Genomic DNA, 15,963 nt, shown 5'->3' with positions numbered 1-15,963 from the left:
ACGTCGGTGAGCGTCCGCGGCCCCCGCAGTCGCCCGGACCGCGCCGCCTCCACCCGCGACACCCCGGGTGACCAGCATCGACAACCAGAAGATGGGATGCCCGCCACTCGTCGCGGCGCCGCATCGAAGCTGTCGGTCACCGTTCGCCGCCACCACCCGGGGGCGAGAACGCTCCGCGACAGCCCGCCGGGCATGTGACTTCCGCCACGGCACATCAAGTGGTTTGTCCGGTTTTACCTGAGCTGCTCCCCTTCTGACGACACGTCGACAAGGGCATGCGCACGCGCGGTTTTCTCATGAACCTTTGACACCTGATTAAGCGTCCATAAAGATCCGCTCAAACTTCGCCCACATATCGGAAGTCGGAGCTTACGCACAGTGAGAACAGCAGCAAGACGGTCGGGCAGTCTGCTCGCCGCGGCACTCGCCGCGGTCGCCCTGACCGCGACCGCGGTGGTGCCGGCCGCCGCCGCGACCGGCGGAACGCCACCGCCCGGCCTGACGGGCTCCCAGGACACCGCCGAGAGCCTGGCCGTCAAGGAGGCCGCCCGCAGCGGCAAGCCGGTCGAGGTGCTCGCCAAGCGCAGCGAGACCAGTGACACCGTCGCCCAGCCCGACGGCAAGCTGAAGACCACCACCTACGTCCAGCCCAAGCGGGTGCGCAAGAACGGCGCCTGGGTGGACCTCGACCCGACGCTGCAGGCGCTGCCCGGCGGCGCCGTCGCCCCCAAGGGGTCCACCGCCGACCTGCGGTTCTCCGGCGGCGGCAGCGAACCGCTGGTCACGATGGCCCGGGCCGGCAAGGAGCTGAAGCTCAGCTGGCCGAAGCCGCTGCCCAAGCCGAAGGTCAACGGCGCGACCGCCGAGTACGCGTCGATCCTGCCGGACGTGGACCTGCGGCTGTCCGCCACCAGGACCGGGTTCACCCAGGTCATCGTGGTGCACACCGCCGAGGCCGCCAAGAACCCCGAGCTGGACCAGCTCCGGCTCGGCCTGCAGGGAACCGGCCTGACGGTCGGCCAGGAGGCGGACGGCACCCTCAAGGCGAAGGACCCGTCCGGCGGCGGCACCGTCTTCGAGGCGCCCGTCCCGGTGATGTGGGACTCCTCCAAGCCGGCCGCCGTCACGCCGGACGCCCCGGCGACCGCCACGCCGAACGCCCCGGCCGCCGCCCCGAAGACGCTCAAGGCCGCGCCGCAGGCCGCCCCGCAGGCCGAGGCCCCCGCCGCGGCTCCCGCCCCGGGCGCCCCCGCGGCCGGTCCGGGCGACCTCGCCGCCGCCGGCTACGGCGACCTGCCCGGCGAGGGCGCCAAGATGACCCGGCTCAAGGTCGACCTGCCCAAGGACGGCCTGGTCCTGTCCCCCGACCAGGGCATGCTGGACGCCGCGGACACCGTCTACCCGGTGATGATCGACCCGGCGTGGAACACCCCGCACGCCGGTGACTGGGCGGGCGTCTCGCGCAGCTACCCGAACCAGGCGTACTGGCACTTCACGTACAACAGCAGCTACGTCCACGACTGGGGCGTCGGCTACTGCGGCGACACCTCGCGGTGCGCGCCGACCGACGTGAAGCGGGCCTTCTTCCAGGTCTCGAACCCCTTCGTGGGCAAGCAGATCCTCAGCGCCACCTTCGGCACCTACGAGAGCTGGTCGTACTCCTGCGACGCCCGGCCCGTCGAGCTGTGGAACACCGGCTACATCTCCCCCGGCCTGAACTGGAACGGCCAGAACGCCTCCGGGTTCTGGAGCCGCTACCTGCAGACCATCAACACCGCGAAGGGCTGGAGCGGCAGCTGCCCCGGCGGCTGGCTGGAGTACGGCCAGGACGGCGCGGTGCGCAACCTGGTCCAGGACGCCGCCAACTGGGGCTGGCCGACCATCAGTTTCGGTCTGAAGGCCCAGAACGAGGGCGACACCCTCGCCTGGAAGCGCTTCACCGACGACGCCTACCTGTCGGTGTACTACAACCTGCGGCCCAACCAGATCCCGATGTCCGACATGACGATGTCGCCGGGCTCGGTCTGCCAGTACCCGGGCATCAAGATCAACAAGATGCCGCAGGTCACCACCCGGGCGAGCGACCCGGACGGCGAGGCCATCGGCGTGCAGTTCGCCGTCGGCTGGGACGACGGCAGCGGCCTGCGCCGCCGCTGGTGGTCCACCGGCTCGGAGGACGCCGCACCCGGGTGGGACACCTTCAAGGCCTCCGGCTCGATGTTCTCCTGGCCGCTGCCCGCCGGCCTGCCGCAGAACCTCCAGCTCGACTGGGAGGCCCGCGCCTGGGACGGCGCGCAGTGGGGGCCGTGGTCCTCCGACGGTGACCCGACCGGCTGCTACTTCATCGTCGACACCTCCGCACCGGACGGCCCGGCGGTCACCTCGGACGCCTACCCGGGCTCCAAGGACGCCACCGCCGCGCTCCCGTGGACCGACGGCGTCGGCAAGAACGGCTACTTCACCCTGAAGTCGGCCGCCACCGACGTGGTCAAGTATCAGTGGGGCCTGGACACCTCGCCGTCCGCGGCGAACGAGATCGCCACCGGCGGCGGCGCCGGACAGACCGTCCGCGTCCAGCCGCAGACCGCCGGCGTGCACTTCCTCTCCGCCCGGGCCGTCGACGGCGCGGGCAACGCCTCGCAGCCCGAGACGTACTACTTCAACGTGCTCTCCGGCCAGACCCAGCGCACCGGCTGGTCGATGGACGACACCGCCGGCGGCACCTCCGTCGCCGGCACCGGCGGCAGCTTCGAGGCCACCCTCGGCTCCGGCACCACCCCCGGGGCACCCGGCCACCTCGCCGAGGGCCTCGCCTTCGACGGCACCGCCAACGGCTACGCCGAAACCCAGGGCACGGTGCTGAACACCACCCGCGGCTTCGCCGTCTCCGCCTGGGTCAACCTCACCGAGAACACCCGCAACCGGGTCGCCGTCAGTGAGAACGGCAACTCCGCGGCCCGCTTCGCCCTCGGCACCTTCGGCGGCAAGTGGACCATGTGGACGTCCAGCCGGGACAACCCCACCGACTACGCCCTCGAACCGGCGAGTTCGAACGCCCCCGTGGTGCTCGGCCAGTGGACCCACCTGGTCGGCGTCTACGACCCGGTGGCGAAGACCAGCACCCTGTACGTCAACGGCGTGCCCGGCACCCCGGTGAACGTGGTCGCCAACTGGGACGTCCACGGCGCGCTGGAGCTCGGCCGCTCCAAGTACTTCGGCAACTGGACCGACCCGTGGAAGGGCTCGATCGACGAGGTCCGGCTCTGGGACCGCTCCCTGAGCAAGGCCGAGGCCGCCGACGTCGCCGCCGACAAGCAGCTCGCCACCGGCCTGCCCGCCACGTCGGTCTGGCACCTGGACGGCGCCTCCGCCAAGCCGGTCGGCACCGCCGAGACCGACAGCCTGACCGCCTACAACGGCGTCGCACTCGGCCGCCCCGGCATCGCCGACAAGGCGATCCACCTGGACGGCGTCGACGACTACCTGCGCGGCACCCGCCCGCAGGTCGACGGCAGCCGGGACTTCTCGGTCTCCGCGTGGGTCAAGCTGCCCGCGCCGACCCCCGGTGACACCACCGCGAAGATCGCCGTCACCCAGATCGGCCAGCACAACAGCGAGTTCTCGCTGTACTACTCCACCTATTGGAAGCGCTGGATCTTCGGCCGCTACAAGGAGGACACCTCCGCCGACACCCTGGTCCGCACCTGGCAGCCCGACTGCGCCCCGGGCACCCAGATCAACGGCGCGCCCTGCTTCGCCGGCACCACCGGCGAGTGGACCCACCTGCTGGGCGTCTCCGACACCGCCGCCAAGAAGCTGCGCTTCTACATCAACGGCTTCCTGGTCGGCGAGTCCGACTACACCCAGAACGCGCCGTGGGCCAACCCCGGCCCGCTGCAGATCGGTGCCGTCAACCGCGAGGGCGCCAACGGCGAGTTCTTCGGCGGCGACATCGACGACGTGCGTCTCTACGACCGCGTCGTCACCGGCCCCGAGGCCAGCACGATGGTCCAGCAGCGCCCGCAGCTGGCCGGCCGCTGGAAGCTCTCCTCGGCCACCGGCACCCCGGCCGTCACCCCGGACGAGGGCCCGGCCAAGGCCGGCGCCCAGCTCGGCGGCGGCGCCTCGATCAAGGCCGACGGCGGCGTGCTGCCCGCCCCCGGCACCCTGCTGCTGGACGGCTCCACCGGCTACGCGGCCACCGGCTCCGTCCCGCTGCACACCGGCCAGAGCTTCACCCTGGCCGGCTGGGCGAACACCGCGGGCGTCCCGACCCGGGACATGACGGTGCTGTCCGTCGCCGGCGCCAACAACAGCGCGGTCACCCTGCGCTGGCACACCCTGGGCAAGGACGCCAACGGCCAGCCCACCGGCCAGTGGCAGGCCGAGGTGCGCGACTCCGACGCCACCGGCGCGGTCCGCACCCTGACCGCCCACACCCCGGCCACCTCCGTCCTGGAGAACTGGACGCACCTGGCGGTCAGTTACGACGCCTTCGCGGACCGGCTCGCCCTGTACGTCGGCGGCCAGATCGAGAACCAGGGCTGCCCGGACGGTTCGACCGGTTGCACCCCGCACATCTCCTGGACCGGCGCCCCGCAGCCCTACGAGGCGACGGGCGGCGTGCAGTTCGGCCGCAACAAGGCGGCCGGCGCCTGGGGCGAGTACTTCTCCGGTGAGCTGGACGACGTCTGGCTGTACCAGGGCGTACTGAGCCCCGCGCAGATCACCAAGCTCGCCGACTACAACGTCGAGCTGAACACCTCCACCGGGGTCTGATTCCCCCCTCCGTTTCGCGGGCCGGGCGGCTTCCTGCCGCCCGGCCCGTGGTCCGTCACACCCGTTTTCTCCCAGAGGAGTTGTCCCACCCATGAGCAGGAAGAGGTCGGTGCCGCGGCCGACCCGCACCAGGATGTCCGCGATCATCGCGGGCACCCTGGTCGGGTCGCTGCTGCCGGCACTGCCGCTGGCCGCCGTCGCGGCGGCCGCGGAACCGTACACCAAGCCGTCCGCGGTCTCACCCGAGAAGCCCGTCAAGGGCTCCGACGCCAAGGCCAAGGGCCGCAAGGCCGACACCACCGTCAGCAGGACGGACGGCAAACAGGGCGCCCTGCCCGGCGCGGGCAGCGCCACCGTCGACGTCCCCGGAGAGAAGGGCAAGGCCGTCAAGGCCGGCAAGCTGCCGGTCGCGCTCTCGTCCTCGGGCGCGGCGGGCAAGGCCAAGGTCGAGCTGCTCGGCCAGGACGCCGCCGCCAGGGCCGGCATCAACGGCGTCCTGCTGACCGTCACGGGCGCCGACGAGAACAGCGGCCTGGCCGTCGACTACTCGTCCTTCGCCCAGGCCGCCGGCTCCGGCTTCGGCTCGCGCCTGAAGCTGGTCCGCCTGCCCGAGTGCGCGCTCACCACGCCCGACCTGCCCGAATGCCGGGTGCAGACCCCGCTGCCGGGCGGCAACGACGTGGCGAAGCAGACCGTCGCCGCCGACGCCCTGACCACGGCCCCGGCCGGGTCGATGCGCCTGCAGTCCGCGCCGGGGGCGATGGTGCTCGCGGCCACCACCGGCAGCGCCGGACCGAGCGGCGACTACCGGGCGACGCCGCTGTCGAGCGCGTCGAGCTGGTCGACGGCGCTGAACAGCGGCGCGTTCACCTGGTCCTACGACATGCCGCTCACGGCGATGCCGGGCGGGCTGACCCCGAAGGTCGGTCTGTCCTACAACTCCGGTGCGATCGACGGCCGGACGGCCAACAGCAACAACCAGGCCTCCTGGGCCGGTGACGGCTTCGACCTGTCGCCGGGCTTCGTCGAGCGCAGCTACAAGGCCTGCGCCGACGACGGCGCGCCCAAGACCGGGAAGTCCAGCCCCGGTGACCTGTGCTGGGGGACGGACAACGCCACCATCAGCTTCGCGGGGCACTCGGGTGAGCTGATCCCGGTCTCCGGCGACGAGTGGCGGATCAAGAACGACGACGCCACCAAGGTCGTGCGCGTCCGCGACACCGGCCGCGGCAACGGCGACAACGACGGCGAGTACTTCCGCGCCACCACCACCGACGGCACCAGCTACTACTTCGGCTACAACCGCCTGCCGAACTGGTCGGCCGGCAAGCCGGAGACCAAGTCCGTCTACACCGTGCCGGTCTACGGCAACAACGCGGGCGAGCCCTGCAACGGCGCCGACTTCGGGTCCTCGTGGTGCCAGCAGGGCTGGCGGTGGAACCTGGACCTGGTGGTCGACGCCCACGGCAACGACATCACCTACTGGTACACCCCCGAGACCAACAACTACGGCCGCAACCTCAAGGCCACCGACCGCACCTCGTACGTGCGCGGCGGGCGCCTGGACCACATCGAGTACGGCCAGCAGCAGGGCGACCTGTACTCGGCCACCGTCAAGCCGATGGGCCGGGTCGACTTCGGCACCGCCGAACGCTGCCTGGAGACCGGCGCGGGCGTGTGCGACCCGGCGAAGATCGACGCCAACCGGCAGTACTGGTACGACACCCCGTGGGACCAGAACTGCAAGGACGGCACCGACTGCACCACGCAGTACTCGCCGACCTTCTTCACCCGCACCCGCCTCACCCAGATCGCGGCCAAGACCCTTCAGGCCGACGGCAGCTACGCCACCGTCGACACCTGGGACCTGACCCACAAGTGGGGCACCGCCGACTTCGACTACCAGCTGCTGCTGGACTCGATCAAGCACACCGGGTCCTCCGCCGCCCCGTCCGTCGCCCTGCCGAAGACCACCCTCGCCTACAAGCAGATGGCCAACCGGCTCGACAAGGTCGGCGACGGCCGGATGCCGTTCATCAAGCAGCGGCTCGGCACCGTCACCGACGAGCAGGGCGGCCAGCTCGACGTCAACTACTCGGCCGCGGCCTGCGACTGGAACAACCTGCCCACCCCTCAGTCCAACACCACCCGCTGCTTCCCGCAGATGTACCAGGCCTCCGACGAGACCCCGGTCACCACGGAGTGGTTCAACAAGTACGTCGTCGACGCGGTCATCGCCACCGACCGCACCGGCGGCGCACCCGACATGGTCACCCACTACACCTACCTCGGCGACGCCGCCTGGCACTTCGACGACGAGGACGGCCTGACCAAGGACAAGCTCAAGACCTGGTCCCAGTGGCGCGGCTACGCCCGCACCCGGGTCGAGACCGGTGGCGTCACCGGCATGACCACCCAGGCCGACCACTGGTTCCTGCGCGGCATGGACCAGGACCGAAACAACCCTGGTGACAAGAACGGCAAGCGCAGCGTCACCGTCGACGACGGGCAGGGCACCGTCCTGACCGACGACGACGCCTGGGCCGGCTACGAGTACCGCACCGAGCAGTACGACAGGCCCGGCGGCGTGATCCTCGGCAAGAACGTCAACACGCCGTGGAAGCAGGAGACCGCCAAGCGCGTCCGCGACTGGGGCACCACCACCGCCAACATCACCGGCACCGCGGTCACCCGCACCTTCACCTCGCTCGACAAGGGCACGGGCAGCAGCTGGCGCGAGACCCGTACCAACAACACCCGCGACGGCTACGGCCGGGTCACCTCGGCCGAGAACCAGGGTGACGTCGCGGTCCCCGACGACGACACCTGCACCCGCACCACGTACGCCGACAACGCCGGCAGCTGGATCCTCAGGAGCGCCACCCGTGTCGAGGTGGTCGCCGCGAACTGCGCCACCGACGTCAACCGGGACACCCGGGCCGACGGCACCTCGGCGGTGCTCTCGGACATCCGCTACCGGTTCGACGGCCAGGGCTTCGGCACCGCCCCCGCCAAGGGCGACATCACCCTCATCCAGACGCTCAAGTCCCGCACCGGCAACAGCGCCACCTACCTGGACCACGCCGTCGCCTACGACGGCTACGGCCGTCCGCTGAGCAGCACCGAGCTGGCCTCCAGCACGGTCTACGACCTCAGCGGCGCCACCAACCCGGTCACCACGGCCTCGCCGAACGCCCGGACCAGCACCACCGCCTACACCCCGGCCACCGGCCGGCCCACCAGGACGGTGGAGACCACCCCGCCCGCCAAGGCCGGCGACGCCACCACCACGCAGACCACCACCACGGACCACGACCTGCTGCGCGGCCTGGCCGTCGACACGATCGACGCCAACAACCGCCGCACCGACACGCTCTACGACGCCCTCGGCCGCACCCTGAAGGTCTGGCTGCCCGACCGCTCCAAGGCCACCGGGCAGACCCCCGACCAGGAGTACGCCTACACGGTCGCCGACAACCAGATCGTCTCCGTCGCCAGCCGGACCCTCAACGAGGACGGCTCCCAGCAGACCGCCTACACCCTGTACGACGGCCTCGGCCGCTTCCGGCAGGGCCAGGCCCCGGGCGACAACGGCGGTCGCGTCATCGCCGACACCTTCTACGACGAGCGCGGTCAGACCGCGCTCGCCTACTCCCCGTACTACGCCACCGGCGCGCCCTCCGGCACGCTGCGCACCATCGACGACACCACCGGCCTGGAGACCCAGGCGGCAACGGAGTACGACGGCCTCGGGCGGGTCGTCAGGACCACCGCGCTCTCGGGCAACGGTGTCGGCACCCCGCTGGCCACCACGCTCACCGAGTACGGCGGCGACCGGGTCACCGTCACCCCGCCCACCGGCGGCACCCCCACCACGACCGTCTTCGACGCGGTCGGCCGGGCTGTGGAGCTGCGCCAGTACAAGTCCGCCACGCCCACCGGCGCCTACGACTCCACCACCTACGGCTACGACGCGGCCGGCAACCTCTCCAGGCTCACCGGCCCGGCGGGCAGTGTCTGGACCTGGCAGTACGACCAGCTCGGCCGGCGTACCAAGGCGGTCGACCCGGACTCCGGGACCACCACCAGCACGTACAACGACCGCGGCGACCTGACCGGCGCCACCGACGGCGGCGGCAAGACCGTCGCCACCGCCTACGACAACCTCTCCCGGCCGATCGAGACGCGCGACGGCTCGGCGACCGGCCCGCTGCTGACCTCCCGGGCGTGGGACCCGGCCGGCAACAAGGGCCAACTGTCGTCCAGCACCCGCTACAGCACGGTCGGCGGCACCACCTACCAGTACAAGACCACCTACTCGCTGTTCGACGCCCTCGCCCGGCCCACCCGCACCACGGTCGCCATTCCGTCCGTCCCCGGCCAGGAAGCGCTGGCAGGCAGCTACCTCAGCGGCACCATCTACCGCCTCGACGGGCAGGCCAGGTCGATCGCGTACCCGGCCGTCGGGAACCTGGCGGCCGAGTCGGTGGCGTTCACCTACGACGCGCTGCACCGGCCCACGGCCGCCGAGGGCCTGACGAAGTACCTCACCAACCAGACCTACAGCCTCACCGGCAAGCCGCTGCAGTCCACGCTCAGCAACGGCACCGCCGGCAAGGACGTGTACATCACCAACGGCTACGAGTGGGGCACCCAGCGCCTCGCGTCCAGCCGCACCGACCAGTACGGCGTCACCGGCGCGACCCGCGCCGCCGCCTACACCTACGACCAGGCCGGCAACGTCACCTCGGTCACCGACACCTCGCGCTCCGGCACCGACCGGCAGTGCTTCCGCTACGACTCCCTGGCCCGCCTCACCGAGGCCTACACCCCCGGCACCGGCAGCTGCACGGCCCCCGGCGGCACCCAGCTCGGCGGCCCCGCCCCGTACTGGACCAGCTGGACCTACAACACCAACGGCACCCGTGCCACCGAGACCCGGCACGACACCACCGGCAACACCGGCCAGGACGCCACCACCACCTACACCTACCCCGCCGCCACCGCGGCCCGACCGCACAGTCTGAGCTCCACCTCCACGGTCACCGGCACGGTCGGCGCTCCGGTCGTGGAGAGCTACGACTACGACACCGCGGGCAACACCACCGGTCGGCACCTCAAGTCGCCGTCCGGCAACCAGGCCGGCGACCAGGCCCTGACCTGGGACTCCGAGGGTCGGGTCGGCCGACTCGCCGCGACCGTCAGGACCACCAGCGGCAGTACCACCGCGACGACCAACCAGACCACCGACTACCTCTACGACGCTGTCGGCAACCGTCTGCTGGGCCACACCCTCGACACCGCCGACCCGGCGGCCGAGAGCTGGACCCTCTACCTCGACCGCGTCGAGCTGAAGCTGGTCAAGGGCGCCGCCAAGGCCACCGCCACCCGCTACTACCCGCTCGGCTCGGCCACCGCGGTCCGTACCGACGACAACCGCCTGACCTTCCAGGTCAACGACCACCACGGCACGGCCGAGATCGGCGTCGACGCCACCACCGGCGCCGTGGACCAGCGCCGCTCGCTGCCCTTCGGCGGCAGCCGCGGCACCACCCCCGCCACCTGGGCCGGCACCCGGGGCTTCCTCGGCGGCACGGCCGAGCCCACCGGCCTCACCCACCTCGGGGCCCGCGACTACGACCCGGCCACCGGCCGGTTCATCAGCGTGGACCCGGTCCTGGCCGGCACCGACCCGCAGTCGCTGGCGGGCTACACGTACAGCAACAACAACCCGCTCACCCTCAGCGACCCGTCCGGGCTGCGGCCCGACGGCACCTGCGGCGGTACGGCCCAGTGCCGCACCCCCGAGGGCCAGCTGGTCCAGGACTACTGGATGCCGGTCAACGGCGGCGACTGGGTCGTCGAGACCGTCAAGAGCGTGAAGTCGGTCCTTCCCGGCGGCGTGCAGATCACCACCGGCAAGACCGACTTCAACAAGCTGATCCAGCAGACCAACAAGAACCTGAAGATCCTCCAGAAGCAGCGTCACCGCTTCGGAGAGGACCCGGACTCCGACGCCCACGACTACGTGGCGGCAGCGCTGAACGCCTGCCACATGATCAAGGAATGCCAGAAGTCCCCGATCTACAACGAGCTCTGGGACCAGCTCAAGAACTGGCAGTTCGAGAACATCGCCATGTTCGGCCCGGGCGAGATAGGCGTCGGCGCCGGTGCCCTCGGCAAGGGCCTGGCCAAGTTCAACAAGTCGGCCAAGCCCAAGCCGGCCGCGGCCGCGGCCGAGAAGCCCGCACCCGGCAACCAGATCGCCATGTCCTGCGACAGCTTCCCGGCGGGCGTCGCGGTTCGGATGGCGGACGGGACGACCAAGCCCATCGAGCAGTTGAAGGTCGGGGACCTCGTCCTCGCCACCGACCCGGAGACCGGGAAGACGGCCGCTCGCGAGGTCGACGCCACCATGGTGACCCCGGACGACGCCGACTTCACCACGCTCCTCCTCGCCGACGGCCGGGGCGAGATCACCGCGACCGACCACCACCCGTTCTGGAGCGTCAACCGGGACGCCTGGGTCAACGCCGGGGACCTGACCGCGGACGACACCGTCCGCAGCTCCGACGGCACGGTCGTCGCCCTGGCCGGGATCCGACACTTCCACCTGGTCCAGCCCGCCCACAACCTGACGGTGCGGGACCTGCACACGTACTACGTGCTGGCAGGGAACACGCCGGTACTGGTCCACAATTCCGGACCGAACTGTGTCACCACCAACTCCTCCCAGGTGGCGGCCACCCCTCGTGGACGTGCTCCGGAGTACCACGGCGGAACGATCAACCAGGACCAGGCCATGGACCTTGCCGAACGTTGGCTCGGGGCCGGGTACCGGGAAGAGGGAGTCGGCCGGTACGTGTCAAGTGACGGCAGTCGTATAGTTCGGTACGGAAAGCACGAGACCACGTCGAAGAGTCATCACATCCACTTCGAGGCGGTCGAGAACGGCCGCGTGGTCGAGAACACGAGTGTGGAGATCAGGCCATGAGTACACCTGTGCCGGCCGTCCTTGACGGCGCTTCGGTCGAGCTGTACGCGCTGGTGGGAGACGCGCAGCGGCCCACCGGCCGGACCAGGCACTCGGTCGACGGCCTCGACGGCCTCGAAGAGAAAATCTCCCACCTGGCGATCGCACGGTACGACGGAGAGTCCGATTACTACCTGTTCTACTGCTCTGCGGACTGGGAAGTCCTGACGGACACGTGCCATCCCACGCGGCAGGAGGCGATCGAGCAGGCGGACTTCGAATTCGAGAACGTGGAGTTCGCTCCGCGCCCTACGGGTTCTGACCGGGGTTAAGAGGGAGCCCTGCCCCGCCCCACCCCTACCGTTGCACTGAAGAAGCCCCACCGGATCGTTTTCCGGTGGGGCTTCTTCAGGTCTTGGCGGCAGTAGCCGAGGAATCCGCTCGCGCGGGGCACGGCGGGCCTCGATCCTGGAGGGGTCAGATCGGCAGGTTCCAGCCCGGTCCGGCCTCGCTTCCGATCCAGACCCGTTGCCCGGTCGGCGAGACGGTGAGGCCGAAGCCCTCCTGGTGCGGCCCGCCGGCCCGCTGCCAGGCTTCGACGGCGCTCTCCACCTGGTCCCAGAGCCGGAGCGGGCCGCGCTGCACCACGGTCCACCCGCCGCCGGGGACGGGCGCGGTCCGGGCCTGCGATCCGGTGGCCACGTCCCAGAGGATCTGGTGACCAACGGCCCCCATCCGTTCGGCCGAGGGCGCCGCGAGCTGGGCGACCCAGCTGCCGGTCCAGGTGCTGATGACCTCGGGGTCGATCCGGGACGGGCGTTCGTCCCCCGGGAGCAGGGAGATGCTCTGGCGCGGCGGTCGGTCGTGCGGGCGGGCGATCATGAAGCTGGTCCAGCCGGGCATGAACCGGCCCGTTCCCTCGCCGGGAGCCGTCACGACCAGTCGGACGAGTCCGAAACCGAAGCCCCACCCGGACAGGGTCGCCAGGATGACGCCGCCGGGCCTCACCTGGTGCAGCCAGCCGGGCGGCAGGTACCGGACGGCGCAGGTGGCGATCAGCCGGTCGTACTCGCCCTCGCCGCCGTCCGGGTCGCCGATCAGCCCGTCGCCGACGACCAGTCGGGGAGCGAACCCGGCCGCCCCGATCGCGGCGGCGGCACGCTCGGCCACCAGCGGGTCGTACTCGATGCTGGTCAGGTTGGCGTCCCCGAGGCGGTGGGCCCCGAGGGCGGTCGAGTAGCCGGTGCCGGTGCCGATCTCCAGCACCCGGTGCCCGGCCTCGACGCCGAGCTGCTGCCACATGCCCAGCACCAGCGACGGCAGGGTGGACGACGACGACGGCGTCCCGGCCACGGTGCCCCCGGTCACGTCCTCGGGGCGGATCCGCCCGTCGAGTTGGGTGATCAGCGTCTCGTCCGCGTAGACCTGCTTCAGCCACCCGGGGTCGGTCCGGTGCACGGGCCGGTACGCGGTCGGGTTGCTGCCCGGGACCGGCACGAAGAACGACCCGACGAACAGCTCCCGCGGCACGGCGAGCGCGGCGGCCCGCCACGCCGGATCGCCGATCGCGTCATCCCCGGTCAGGCCGTCCACCAGGGCGGCGCGGAGCCGGTCCGAGGCGCTCATGAGTCGGGGCCCTTCTCCAGGAGGTCGGCGATCGCGCGGGCGATCGCCGAGGTGGTGTCGACACCATGCCAGGCCCATGGCCCGCTGACGTGGCATTCAAGCACGGACCACTCACAAGGGGCGGTCACCACGAGGTCGAACGCGCCGTGGACCAGCCGGAAGCCGCCCCCGTCAGGCCCCGGAAATCCACTGGCGCCGACGCCCGCCGAACCCCGACCCTGGTCGGCGTGCCAGAACCCAAGTATCAGATCCGCGCCCTCCACACCCCCTCCACCGTGACCGTCTACCAGGCGTACTCGCCGGAGATCGGGCTGCCCGCTGCCCGGGACGGCCGCTTTCCGGCGGTGTGGAAGAGGGACCGGATGACATGGATCAAACCGTCGTTCCTGTGGATGATGTACCGCTGCGGGTGGGCGGCGAAGGAGGGGCAGGAGACCGTGCTGGCGGTCGAGATCACCCGCGAGGGCTTCGAATGGGCGCTGGAGAACAGCTGCCTGTCCCACTACAAGCACGGACTGCACCCCGACCAGGCCACCTGGAAGCGGGAGTTGAGGCGATCGCCGGCCCGCGTGCAGTGGGATCCCGAACGCGGCCTGCACCTGCAGCCGCTGCCCCATCGGTCGCTTCAGCTCGGCCTCACCGGCGAGGCCACCGAGCGCTATGCGGACGAGTGGATCGTCTCGGTGGAGGACGTCACCGCACTCGCGCACACGATCCACGCCCACGTGCGGGCCGGGGAACTGGAGGAGGCCCGGAAGCTCCTGCCCGCCGAACTCCCGTACCCGTCGGGCGAAACGCTGCTGACCCACCTGGGCGCCTGAGCCCGGCCCATGTCCTTCCCGTGTACCGAGTTCCCGGTCAGCCTCGGCCCGGGAACTCGCCGTCCTGAACAGCGGCAACGAATGCTTCCCAAGCAGCGGCCGGGAAGACGAGGGCCGGGCCGTCGGGGTCCTTGGAGTCACGCACGGGGACGAGGCCGGGGAATCCGGGGGCCACCTCGATGCAGTCGCCGCCGTCCGGGCCACTGTAGCTGCTCTTGCGCCAGCCGGCCGCGTCGAGCTCGTTCCGCATCATCTCTGAACCCTTCCAGCGCCTCGGCGATCAGCGCGAGCGAATCGCCCGCTGTGAGCGCATCGCCACGCAGCCGATCATAGCGCCGCCGATGCCCGGAAACGACGGCCGGATCGTCGCTGGGACTGCCTCTGTCAAGGCTCTCCGAGTACACCAAATGCTGCCCGTCCGGCATCTCCAGAAGAACCATCGAGGTCTTGATGATCGTCGCCCGAGCCGTGAACGGCACCACCTGAATGACGATGTTCCCGCGCTGGGCGATGTGCAACAAGTGTTGCATCTGGCGGGCCATCACCTTCGGTCCACCGACCACCGATCGAATCGTGCTTTCGTCCAGAAGCACCACCAACTGGGGCCCGCCCTCAGCAAGGAACCGCTCCTGCCGCGCGAGCCTCGCCGCGACTCGCTCCTGGATCACTTCTGGGCGTTCATCCGTCCCGCCAGCCTCGAACATCGCTCGTGCGTATTCCCTGCACTGAAGCAGTCCGTGCATGAAGTCGGCCTGGAACACATGGGCCCCAACCGCCTCGGCCTCCGTGTCGGCATGAGTTTGGAACCAATCCGGGTGCTCAACTCCCGCGTTCCAGTCCACCCGGTCCCAGAGCCGCTTCAGCGACCCACCCGTGTCGAGCAACCGGTCCGCCTGCACGACCATGTCCGGCGGCATGCGCCTCTGGCCGGACTCGTACCTGGTGATGTTCGGCCTGGTGCAGTGCAGCAGCTTCGCCAACTGCTCCTGCGTGTAGCCGGCCATCTCCCGGTAGAACCGCAGCTCTTCACCGAAGATCCGCGCCGAACTGGCCGTCACTTCACTCTTGAGTCGCCGGTGTGCCATGCCAGACCCCCAGACGTACCGCGTGTGCGTGGTACCCGATTTCGGCCATCACCGTACCTCTGCGACCCGGATCATTGAGACCGGAACGCAATCATCTGCATGCGCAGCGTGATTGTGCGCGCTCCTGTCGCACGCCCCTCCGCCCCCTCCGAGGTACCCCCATGCTCAAAACACACCGTCGCCCCCGCATGTTCGTCGCGCGCCTCGACTCCCGTACCGAGTCCACGCCCCTGGCCCGGTACTTGCTCCGCGCCTACCTCTCCGCCCTCCCCTCCGGCGACCGGTACTCGGGCACCGCCGAACTGCTCCTCGGCGAGCTGTTCGCCAACGCCGTCCAGCACTCCGACGCTCCCGACGACTGCCACATCGAGGTCCGCTTCGCCCTCACCGGCTCCCGTCTGCGCCTGGAAGTCCACGACGCCGGCACCGACCACCCCACCCTCAACACCCCGGCACCCGACGACGAACACGGCCGCGGCCTGCTCCTCGTCAACGCACTCGCCGAACGCTGGGGCAGCGCCAACCGCCCCGGCGGCATCGGCAAGTACGTCTGGGCCCTCGTCGCCCCCACCCCCATCCCCGCCCTCGTCACCGCCTGAAAGACCGAACCCCCCATGCACCTCACCACCCTCGCCGGCCACGCCCTCTCCCGCGGCCGCACCCCCGCCGACACCTACGC

General features: G+C 70.7%; 8 protein-coding genes. 5 read left to right on the top strand and 3 right to left on the bottom strand.

From position 1 onward, the window contains the following. Positions 1-378: 378 nt before the first annotated feature. The 3 genes from ACWGJO_RS14480 (at position 379) to ACWGJO_RS14470 (ending at position 12,084) form a co-directional block, all read left to right on the top strand. Entirely contained in the window at positions 379-4,779 is a 4,401-nt protein-coding gene (locus ACWGJO_RS14480; protein WP_452183735.1) for a LamG-like jellyroll fold domain-containing protein, read from the top strand. A gap of 91 nt (positions 4,780-4,870) precedes the next feature. Then, on the top strand, positions 4,871-11,773 hold the full coding sequence (locus ACWGJO_RS14475; RefSeq protein WP_452183733.1) for a polymorphic toxin-type HINT domain-containing protein: 6,903 nt from the start codon (positions 4,871-4,873) through the stop codon (positions 11,771-11,773). Continuing rightward, positions 11,770-12,084, top strand: coding sequence for a hypothetical protein (locus ACWGJO_RS14470; RefSeq protein WP_452183731.1), 315 nt, complete (start codon positions 11,770-11,772; stop codon positions 12,082-12,084). The genes ACWGJO_RS14475 and ACWGJO_RS14470 overlap by 4 nt, the downstream gene beginning before the upstream one ends. Positions 12,085-12,229: 145 nt before the next feature. On the opposite strand, the gene tgmC is transcribed toward ACWGJO_RS14470, so the two are convergent. Next, the gene (tgmC, locus tag ACWGJO_RS14465; RefSeq protein WP_452183729.1) at positions 12,230-13,378 is read right to left on the bottom strand and encodes an ATP-grasp peptide maturase system methyltransferase; all 1,149 of its coding nucleotides are present in this window, start codon (positions 13,376-13,378) and stop codon (positions 12,230-12,232) included. A 227-nt stretch (positions 13,379-13,605) separates the two neighbouring features. Here tgmC and ACWGJO_RS14460 point away from each other — a divergent pair, with 227 nt between their 5' ends. Continuing rightward, positions 13,606-14,199, top strand: a complete 594-nt coding sequence (locus ACWGJO_RS14460) for a DUF4291 domain-containing protein (protein WP_452183727.1) — start codon at positions 13,606-13,608, stop codon at positions 14,197-14,199. Positions 14,200-14,236: 37 nt separating this feature from the next. Here ACWGJO_RS14460 and ACWGJO_RS14455 read toward each other — a convergent pair whose 3' ends face one another. Next, the gene (locus tag ACWGJO_RS14455) at positions 14,237-14,374 is read right to left on the bottom strand and encodes a DUF397 domain-containing protein (RefSeq protein ID WP_452183725.1); all 138 of its coding nucleotides are present in this window, start codon (positions 14,372-14,374) and stop codon (positions 14,237-14,239) included. Beyond that, positions 14,337-15,284 (bottom strand): helix-turn-helix domain-containing protein, encoded by a 948-nt coding sequence (locus ACWGJO_RS14450; protein ID WP_452183723.1) that lies wholly within the window; start codon positions 15,282-15,284, stop codon positions 14,337-14,339. Before ACWGJO_RS14450 ends, ACWGJO_RS14455 begins: the two co-directional genes overlap by 38 nt. 188 nt (positions 15,285-15,472) lie before the next feature. Between ACWGJO_RS14450 and ACWGJO_RS14445 the strand changes: the two genes are divergently transcribed. After that, positions 15,473-15,883 carry an ATP-binding protein gene (locus ACWGJO_RS14445; RefSeq protein ID WP_452183721.1) on the top strand — a complete coding sequence of 137 codons (411 nt, stop codon included), beginning with the start codon at positions 15,473-15,475 and terminating at the stop codon, positions 15,881-15,883. Positions 15,884-15,963: the final 80 nt, after the last annotated feature.

It is taken from the genome of Kitasatospora sp. NPDC054795 (genome assembly GCF_053611565.1).
Note: the sequence above shows the minus strand (reverse complement) of the source record. Positions and strands in the feature narration are given on the sequence as shown.

Coding starts and splice junctions, on each gene's coding strand:
- ACWGJO_RS14475 (WP_452183733.1), top strand. CDS start 4,871: ATGAGCAGGAAGAGGTCGGTGCCGCGGCCGACCCGCACCAGGATGTCC.
- ACWGJO_RS14470 (WP_452183731.1), top strand. CDS start 11,770: ATGAGTACACCTGTGCCGGCCGTCCTTGACGGCGCTTCGGTCGAGCTG.
- tgmC (WP_452183729.1), bottom strand. CDS start 13,378: ATGAGCGCCTCGGACCGGCTCCGCGCCGCCCTGGTGGACGGCCTGACC.
- ACWGJO_RS14450 (WP_452183723.1), bottom strand. CDS start 15,284: ATGGCACACCGGCGACTCAAGAGTGAAGTGACGGCCAGTTCGGCGCGG.
- ACWGJO_RS14445 (WP_452183721.1), top strand. CDS start 15,473: ATGTTCGTCGCGCGCCTCGACTCCCGTACCGAGTCCACGCCCCTGGCC.